Here is a 1,928-nt window from a genome sequence, read left to right as displayed (position 1 = left end):
TGGCGGCCGATCGCCTGTGGCCGCTGCCGCTGCATGACGTCACGCCTGCCCGTGTGGTGGTGGCGGAAGACGGGACGCCGCTGTGGCGGTTTGCCGACGCGCAGGGCGTCTGGCGTTATCCGGTCACGCTCGCCGACGTGTCGCCGCGCTATCTGCAGGCGCTCATCCACTATGAAGACCGCTGGTTCTGGCGCCATCCGGGGGTCAATCCCTTCGCGGTGCTGCGCGCCGCCTGGCAGGATCTTACTTCCGGGCGAGTTATCTCGGGCGGCAGCACGCTTACCATGCAGGTGGCACGCCTGCTTGATCCCCATCCACGCACCTTCGGCGGCAAGCTGCGCCAGCTGTGGCGAGCGCTGCAGCTGGAGTGGCATCTGTCAAAAAGCGACATTCTAACCCTCTATTTGAACCGCGCGCCGTTTGGCGGCACCCTGCAGGGGATCGGCGCGGCCAGCTGGGCCTATCTCGGTAAGCCGCCTGCCAGGCTTAGCTACGGCGAGGCGGCGCTGCTGGCGGTACTTCCCCAGGCGCCCAGTCGTTTACGTCCGGACCGCTGGCCGCAGCGGGCCCAGGCGGCGCGTGATAAAGTGCTTACGCGAATGGTCAGCCAGGGCGTCTGGCCGGAGCAGGCGGTAAAGGAAGCGATGGAGGAGCCAGTATGGCTGTTTCCGCGCCAGATGCCGCAGCTGGCGCCGCTTTTTTCACGCCGGGCGCTGGCGACCAGTCGTGATGAAAAGGTGGTGACGACTCTGGATGCCGGACTGCAGCGGCAACTGGAAGATCTGGCGCTGAACTGGAAATCGCGCCTGCCGCCGCGCAGTTCGCTGGCGATGGTCGTCGTCGACCACACGGATATGAAAGTTCGCGGCTGGGTGGGCTCGGCGGATATCACCGACGACAGCCGCTTCGGCCATATTGATATGGTCTCGGCGGTACGCTCGCCGGGGTCGGTGCTGAAACCCTTTATCTACGCGATGGCGATGGATGAGGGGCTGATTCACCCGGCATCGCTATTACAGGATGTGCCACGGCGTTTTAGCGATTATCGCCCCGGTAATTTCGACAGCGGGTTTCATGGCCCGGTGAGCGCCAGCGAGGCGCTGGTGCGGTCGCTGAATCTGCCGGCGGTGCAGGTGCTCGAAGCCTATGGACCAAAACGCTTTGCGGCTAATTTACGCAACGCCGGGCTGCCCCTGACGCTGCCCGCTGGCGCAGAGCCGAATCTGTCGCTAATCCTCGGCGGCGCCGGGGCGCGGCTGGAAGATATTGTCGCGGCGTACAGCGCCTTCGCCCGCCATGGCAAGGCGGCGCGGCTGCGCCTGAAGCCGAGCGATCCATTGACCGAGCGCGCGCTGATGTCGCCCGGGGCGGCATGGATCGTCCGGCGTATTTTGGCCGGCGAAGCGCAACCGGTTCCCGATGCCTCGCTGCCGCAGGCGGTGCCGCTGGCGTGGAAAACCGGCACCAGCTACGGCTATCGCGACGCGTGGGCGGTCGGCCTCAATGCGCGATATCTGATAGGCATCTGGACCGGGCGCCCGGACGGTACGCCGGTGGTGGGCCAGTTTGGCTTCGCCAGCGCCGTACCGCTGCTCAACCAGGTCAATAATCTGCTGCTGGCCCGCCCGGCGATGAGCCGCGGCGGGCTGCCGAGCGATCCGCGCCCGGCAACGGTCAGCCAGGGGACAATCTGCTGGCCTGGCGGGCAGGATCTGCCGGCGGGCGACAGCAACTGTCGTCGTCGCCTGGCCAGCTGGCTTTTGGATGCCAGCCAGCCGCCGACCCTGCTGCTGCCGGGGCAGGAGAGCGTACGCGGGATCCGCTTCCCGGTGTGGCGCAATGAACACGGCGAACGGGTGGCGGCGGATTGTCCCGGCGCTCGGGAAAGCCAGGTCGAAGTCTGGCCGCTGCCGCTGGATCCCTGGCTG

1 protein-coding gene is annotated in these 1,928 nt (G+C 66.8%); it reads left to right on the top strand.

Annotated features, from left to right (window positions below; genetic code table 11):
* The coding region (gene pbpC, locus BHE81_RS12515) for a peptidoglycan glycosyltransferase PbpC (protein ID WP_228268712.1) at window positions 1-1,928 on the top strand (1,928 nt) is incomplete at both ends.

The sequence above is a fragment of the Klebsiella sp. AqSCr genome (assembly GCF_008452795.1).
In the GTDB taxonomy this organism is placed as follows: domain Bacteria; phylum Pseudomonadota; class Gammaproteobacteria; order Enterobacterales; family Enterobacteriaceae; genus Klebsiella; species Klebsiella pneumoniae.
The sequence above is the reverse complement of the archived record's forward strand: the minus strand, read 5'-3'. Positions and strand labels throughout refer to the sequence as shown.